A 6056-nucleotide genomic window follows, 5' to 3' on the forward strand; every position below is an offset into this window, starting at 1 on the left:
AGTGTGATTGCTATTACATCGTTCACTAATCAAATGATTGTACTGAAAAGTGCTCGTTAATGCCTGCATCAGAGCTTAATTTGCCAGCCTATAAGTGCTTTTATTAATCGTATTGTGCACATATTGATGAATAAGGTAGCAAAAGGCGGCTCAATACAAACAATGCCTTAACTGACAATGTACGGAATTTAAGCTTGAACCCTAGTCACAGCGCCATTTAGCCAGTACAATACGCGGCTTGCCATAACAGTAAGTGGCGAAATACTGAGCAATCTAGCCAGTATAAAAGTGATTAATTAACACGAGTGTGAATGCAATGAGTAAGAAACTTCTGATCAAAACCTGGGGCTGCCAGATGAACGAATATGATTCGTCAAAAATGGCTGACCTGCTTAATGCTGCTAATGGATTTGAGCTAACAGAAGATCCGAAAGAAGCGGATGTATTACTACTAAACACCTGCTCAATTCGTGAAAAAGCACAAGAAAAAGTGTTCCACCAGCTTGGCCGTTGGAAGACTTTAAAAGACCATAAACCTAACGTTGTGATTGGTGTGGGTGGCTGTGTAGCAACCCAAGAAGGCGACCATATCCGTCAACGCGCTCCTTACGTTGATGTGATCTTTGGCCCTCAAACCTTGCATCGTCTTCCTGAGATGATCAAACAATCACAAAGTAACGATGCTCCGGTTATGGATATTTCATTCCCTGAGATCGAAAAATTTGACCGTCTTCCAGAACCTCGCGCAGAAGGCGCAACCGCGTTCGTTTCTATCATGGAAGGCTGTTCTAAATACTGTACTTACTGCGTAGTGCCATACACTCGCGGTGAAGAAGTCAGTCGCCCAATGGATGACGTACTTTATGAAATCGCTCAACTTGCAGAGCAAGGCGTGCGTGAAGTTAACCTATTAGGTCAAAACGTAAACGCATACCGTGGACCAACATTTGACGGAGAAATCTGCTCATTTGCTAACTTACTGCGTTTAGTGGCAAGCATTGATGGTATCGACCGTATTCGTTTTACCACTAGCCACCCACTTGAGTTTACTGACGATATTATTGCGGTTTACGAAGACACTCCAGAGCTTGTGAGCTTCCTACACTTGCCAGTTCAAAGCGGTTCAGACCGTATTTTGACTATGATGAAGCGTCCACATACGGCTATCGAGTACAAATCAATTATTCGTAAGCTGCGTAAAGCTCGCCCTGATATTCAAATCAGCTCTGACTTTATCGTAGGCTTCCCTGGTGAGTCTGACCAAGACTTCCAAGAAACGATGAAGCTTATTCGCGACGTTGATTTTGATATGAGCTTTAGCTTTGTCTTCTCTCCACGCCCAGGCACACCTGCAGCGGATTACCCTTGCGATCTGACTGAGCAAGAGAAGAAAGAGCGTTTGTACGAGCTACAGCAAACCGTTAATGCTCAAGCAATGCGTTACTCTCGCCAAATGCTAGGCACAGAGCAACGTGTTCTCGTCGAAGGTCCTTCTAAGAAAGATCTTATGGAGCTTCGTGCACGTACTGAAAACAACCGCGTAGTCAACTTTGAAGGCAGTGCAGACCTAATTGGTCAATTCGTTGATGTGAAAATCACTGACGTATTTGCTAACTCTTTACGTGGTGAACTCGTTCGCACAGAAGCGGAAATGGATCTTCGTATCGCCGTCTCTCCAACAGAGATGATGACTAAGACTCGTAAAGAAGATGAGCTAGGTGTAGCGACCTTTACACCTTAGAGCAAGACTAAACGAAATAATCACCCTGATTTGAGTTTCGAGTTGATCAACTCAAAACAATGACAGATTTTTATTTCGGTTGGTAAAGCACTCAAGCTATACTAAAAGAGCCTATTTAGGCTCTTTTAGTTCAGCGAATGTGAGGCACAATTGAGCAATAAAATTGTTACCCTAGAGATCGATCTAGAACCAGCAAACAACCACCGTCTTTCTAGCCTTTGTGGCCCTTTTGATGACAACATCAAACATCTAGAACGTCGTCTTGGCGTTGAAATCAACTATCGTGGCAACCACTTTTCTATCGTCGGCCAGCCTCATACCGCCTCTGCGGCGCTTGATATCGTCAAAAGACTTTATGTTCAAACGGCACCTGTTCGCGGCAATATCCCAGATATTGAACCAGAGCAAATCCACCTTGAAGTAAAAGAAAGTGGCGTGTTAGAGCAAGCGGCAGAAGCCGAATTTTCCCACGGTAAAGAAGTATTCATTAAAACGAAAAAAGGGGTGATTAAACCTCGCACGCCAAATCAGGCGCAGTATTTAATGAATATGGTCACCCATGACATCACCTTTGGTGTCGGCCCTGCCGGTACAGGTAAAACTTACCTAGCCGTTGCCGCAGCGGTAGATGCTCTTGAGCGTCAAGAAATCCGACGTATTTTGCTGACTCGCCCTGCGGTAGAAGCCGGTGAAAAACTGGGCTTCCTGCCAGGTGATTTAAGCCAAAAGGTCGACCCATACCTGCGCCCTCTTTACGATGCTTTATTTGAAATGCTCGGTTTTGAGCGCGTAGAAAAGCTGATTGAGCGTAATGTTATCGAAGTGGCACCACTGGCGTATATGCGTGGTCGTACATTAAATGATGCGTTTATTATCTTGGATGAAAGCCAAAACACTACCATTGAACAAATGAAGATGTTTTTGACTCGTATCGGTTTTAATTCTCGCGCTGTCATCACCGGAGATGTGACGCAAATCGACTTGCCTCGCGGAGCTAAATCAGGCCTGCGTCATGCTATCGAAGTACTTTCTGATGTGAACGACATTAGCTTTAACTTCTTCATTGCCGATGATGTGGTTCGTCACCCTGTTGTGGCTCGCATTGTGAACGCCTATGAAAAATGGGAAGTTCAAGATCAAAAAGAGAAAAAGGCAATTGAACAACGTCGCCGCCAAGAGCGTGAAGAACGAGAAGCTAAGCTCGTCGCTGAAGCGGCCGTTCATACTCAGCAACAATCACAATTGGTAAATAAATAAATGGCCATTTATCTGGATCTACAATTGGCTGTCGAAGACGACAGTCAATTACCCTCAGAGCAAGATTTTCAATCTTGGCTCGAATACACGATTACCCAGTTTCAACCAGATGCTGAGCTAACCATCCGTATTGTCGAAGTGGAAGAAAGCCACCAGCTTAACCACGATTATCGTGGCAAAGATAAACCAACAAACGTGTTATCTTTCCCATTTGAAGCACCTCCAGAAGTTGAAATTAATTTGCTTGGAGATCTTGTCATTTGCAAGCAAGTGGTTGAAGATGAAGCTGTTCAACAGCAAAAGCCACTGCTTGCACACTGGGCTCATATGGCGGTACATGGTAGTTTGCACCTACTAGGTTACGACCATATCCAAGATGATGAAGCAGAGGAAATGGAGTCTTTAGAGACTGAAATTATGCAAGGATTGGGGTTTGAAGACCCTTATCTAGCAGAAAAAGAGTAACTTTTAGCTAAGTTACAGTGAGCTATTACACATCTGATAGCGCCAACCGTTGAGAGACAATGAACAGCGAAGACAATTCGCCCTCTAAAGAGGGTTCAAAGGAAAAATCAGAAGGTCCGAGTAGGAAATCCTTCTTTGAACGTCTAATCCATCTTTTTCAAGTGGATCCTAAAGACCGTCAAGAACTCGTCGATGTCATCCGTGACTCCGAAGAAAACGATCTGATCGATCATGACACTAGAGATATGCTCGAAGGTGTTATGGAAATATCTGAACAAAGAGTTCGAGATATTATGATCCCTCGTTCACAAATGGTGACCGTTGAACGCACCGATGATCTTGATACCTTAGTCAATCTTATTACTGACGCACAGCACTCACGCTACCCAGTAATCAGCGAAGACAAAGACCATGTTGAAGGCATTTTACTGGCTAAAGATCTATTGAAATATCTTGGATCTGACAGTGCACCTTTCGACATTGAGCAGGTTATCCGTACTGCGGTTGTTGTCCCTGAAAGTAAACGTGTTGACCGCTTACTCAAAGAGTTCCGTGAAGAGCGCTATCATATGGCGATTGTAGTGGACGAATTTGGTGGCGTATCAGGATTACTGACTATCGAAGATATTCTTGAAGAGATAGTCGGTGAGATTGAAGATGAATTTGACGATGAAGAAGAGCTAGAAATCCGTCAGCTAAGTAAACACACTTTTGCTGTCAAAGCTCTGACTACTATCGAAGAATTCAATGATACCTTTGGCACTACCTTCAGCGATGAAGAAGTGGATACTGTAGGTGGCTTGATTATGACCCAATTTGGTCATTTACCAAGCCGAGGCGAAATTGTCGAAATCGATGAGTACACCTTTAAGGTTACTGCTGCTGACAACCGTCGTATTATTCAACTCCAGGTTACTGTCCCAGACAAAGTGTCTGAAAAAGATCACAGCGAATAATCGCCGTCTCTTGGACAAGCTGTAACCTCTAGGGAACAGACTCAAATATTAAGATGAAATCATTGATGACTCATCGCCTAATGCGGCCGCTTGCGGCCGTTTTTGTTGGCGCTAGCACCACGCTTTCCTTTGCCCCTTATAACATGTGGCCTTTGGCATACATTAGCCCATTACTGCTGTTTTTATTACTCAGCGGTCAATCATGGCGCTACTCTGCCCTACTTGGCTATTTATGGGGACTTGGCCTTTTTGCCACAGGCATCAGTTGGGTTCACGTCAGCATAGATACCTTCGGCGGTATGCCAAAGATTGCCAGTGTATTCCTTATGAGTATGCTGGTCGGTTATTTGGCTATCTACTCAGCGCTGTTCGGCGCGCTATTTACTCGCTTTAAAGCCAATAAGAGTTGGTTTGGCGCGTTATTAGTAGCCCCTGCCCTTTGGCTGATTTGTGATTGGTTACGTGGTTGGGTCTTTACTGGTTTCCCATGGCTACTGTTAGGCTATAGCCAAATCGACGCACCGATTGCGGGGCTTGCGCCTATTGCCGGAGTTGATTTTGTTAGCATGATCATTGTTGCCATATCCAGCAGCGCGGCACTGGCCATTATCCGCAAAGACTGGAAACAGCTATGGGTACCAGTGGCATTATTTGCAGTCTGTACTCTGAGTTATTTTGCGCATTGGGTCACTCCTGATAACAGCCGCACGCAAACCGTGGCGCTTATCCAAGGCAATGTTCAGCAAGAAACTAAATGGCTACCTAGTCATCGCTGGCCAACCATCATGATGTATATGGACCATACCCGCCAAAACTGGGATGCCGATATTATCATTTGGCCAGAAGCGGCAATTCCTGCTTTTGAAGGGGAAGTGACAGAGTTTATGAAGAGCCTAGATAAAGCCGCGCGCATGAATGATTCGGCGGTAATTACTGGGGTGTTAACTCAAGAAGGTCAGCAAACCTATTACAACAGTGTCACCACCCTAGGCGTAACGCCATCTGGTGACTATGATTACGTGACTCAGCCACACTACTACAAGCATCACTTATTGCCGTTTGGTGAGTTTGTTCCTTTTGAAGATTTTCTAAGACCACTGGCACCGTTTTTTAATCTGCCAATGTCTTCATTTAATCGTGGTGATTACATTCAAAACAATATCGTAGCGCATGGCGCACATATGGTGGTCGCGCTGTGCTATGAAATCATCTTTGGTCAGCAACTGCGAGACAACATCACCAATGATACGGATTACATCCTAACTCTATCAAATGATGCTTGGTTTGGTGACTCTATTGGCCCACTGCAACATATGGCAATAGCGCGTATGCGAGCCCTAGAATTTGGCATGCCAGTCATTCGCTCGACCAACAATGGCGTGACTGCGGTTGTGAATTACAAAGGCAAGATAACCGCTGAGCTTCCGCAGTTTAAAGAAGACGTATTGCGCACTAGCGTCGTGCCAACAAATGGCAAAACGCCATATGTTCTATTTGGTGGTCTACCACTGAAAGTATTGGTATTAGTGATTATGCTGATTGCACTATTTAGAATGAAACGCAGTAAGTTGAAATAACGGCAATCCAAGTAAGAACAGGGTTAAAAATCAAGGCTAAGTGGTATGATCCGCTTAGCC

Annotated in this window: 5 protein-coding genes; all 5 read left to right on the forward strand. The window is 44.5% G+C overall.

Annotated elements, in window-relative coordinates; all coding sequences use genetic code 11:
- Positions 1-316 precede the first annotated feature (316 nt).
- Positions 317-1741: a tRNA (N6-isopentenyl adenosine(37)-C2)-methylthiotransferase MiaB gene (gene miaB, locus VHA01S_RS17515; RefSeq protein ID WP_023405678.1), complete on the forward strand. Its 1425-nt coding sequence runs from the start codon at positions 317-319 to the stop codon at positions 1739-1741.
- A 150-nt stretch (positions 1742-1891) separates the two neighbouring features.
- Positions 1892-2998 (forward strand): PhoH family protein, encoded by a 1107-nt coding sequence (locus VHA01S_RS17520; RefSeq protein ID WP_023405679.1) that lies wholly within the window; start codon positions 1892-1894, stop codon positions 2996-2998.
- A complete protein-coding gene (gene ybeY, locus VHA01S_RS17525) occupies positions 2999-3463 on the forward strand; it encodes an rRNA maturation RNase YbeY (RefSeq protein WP_023405680.1) in 465 nt (154 codons plus the stop codon).
- A 59-nt stretch (positions 3464-3522) separates the two neighbouring features.
- Entirely contained in the window at positions 3523-4419 is an 897-nt protein-coding gene (corC, locus tag VHA01S_RS17530) for a CNNM family magnesium/cobalt transport protein CorC (protein ID WP_023405681.1), read from the forward strand.
- A 53-nt stretch (positions 4420-4472) separates the two neighbouring features.
- Positions 4473-5996, forward strand: coding sequence for an apolipoprotein N-acyltransferase (gene lnt / locus VHA01S_RS17535; RefSeq protein ID WP_023405682.1), 1524 nt, complete (start codon positions 4473-4475; stop codon positions 5994-5996).
- Positions 5997-6056: the final 60 nt, after the last annotated feature.

This window comes from Vibrio halioticoli NBRC 102217 (assembly GCF_000496695.1).
Lineage (GTDB): Bacteria > Pseudomonadota > Gammaproteobacteria > Enterobacterales > Vibrionaceae > Vibrio > Vibrio halioticoli.

Coding starts and splice junctions, on each gene's coding strand:
- lnt (WP_023405682.1), top strand. CDS start 4,473: ATGAAATCATTGATGACTCATCGCCTAATGCGGCCGCTTGCGGCCGTT.
- corC (WP_023405681.1), top strand. CDS start 3,523: ATGAACAGCGAAGACAATTCGCCCTCTAAAGAGGGTTCAAAGGAAAAA.
- ybeY (WP_023405680.1), top strand. CDS start 2,999: ATGGCCATTTATCTGGATCTACAATTGGCTGTCGAAGACGACAGTCAA.
- miaB (WP_023405678.1), top strand. CDS start 317: ATGAGTAAGAAACTTCTGATCAAAACCTGGGGCTGCCAGATGAACGAA.